The following is a 366-nucleotide window of genomic DNA, read 5'->3' on the forward strand; positions in this document are numbered from 1 at the left end:
CATCGGCACGCCCGCACCGGTATGTTCGAGCACGATCACGGTATCGACGCCGTTGCACTGTGCCAGCGCCTCATCGACATTGGCTTTCAGCGGAACGCGCTTGCCCCCGCGCAGGCCCTCGTCGGAGGTGAGCACGATGCTGCTGTCGCAGTCGGTGATGCGCCCGGCCAGTGCGTCTGGGGAGAAGCCGGCGAAGACGATCGAGTGGATCGCACCGATCCGCGCGCAGGCGAGCATGGCGACGGCCGCCTCGGGCACCATCGGCAGGTAGATGGTGACGCGCTCGCCCTTCTTCACGCCGCGTGATTTCAGGAGATTGGCGAACTTGCAGACCTGTTGGTGCAGTTCGCGGTAGGTGATGCGGCG

Annotated in this window: 1 protein-coding gene; it reads right to left on the reverse strand. The window is 65.8% G+C overall.

Features of this window, described 5'->3' with window-relative positions:
• A partial coding sequence (locus NZK81_RS21490; protein ID WP_260047993.1) for an AMP-binding protein occupies positions 1–366 on the reverse strand: 366 nt, incomplete at both ends.

It is taken from the genome of Novosphingobium mangrovisedimenti, from assembly GCF_025153475.1.
GTDB classification, from domain to species: Bacteria; Pseudomonadota; Alphaproteobacteria; order Sphingomonadales; family Sphingomonadaceae; genus Novosphingobium; species Novosphingobium mangrovi_A.